Below are 210 nucleotides of genomic sequence, written 5' to 3'. Positions count from 1 at the left end.
GGGGTGACCGTATCGACCAGCATGGCCGGGTCTTCGCCGTTGACGATGACGACGGGCATATCAGGGGAGGCGAGGCTTCGGATGAGTTCCGGCTGATCATCGTTCAGAACCACGATGCCGTCGGCACGCTCGGAGAGGGCGATCTGCCTGACCTGGGCGCCGTCGATGCGACGGCCGGTGCTGACAAAGGGCACGATCCTGATGCCGCGG

1 pseudogene is annotated in these 210 nt (G+C 65.2%); it reads right to left on the bottom strand.

The window, feature by feature from the left end:
• Positions 1–210, bottom strand: a pseudogene (locus AF337_RS05825) (LacI family transcriptional regulator); the annotation flags it as partial.

Origin of the sequence: Rhizobium ecuadorense, from assembly GCF_001187535.1 — a bacterium.
Lineage (GTDB): Bacteria > Pseudomonadota > Alphaproteobacteria > Rhizobiales > Rhizobiaceae > Rhizobium > Rhizobium ecuadorense.
This window is presented reverse-complemented; position numbering and strand designations above follow the sequence as displayed.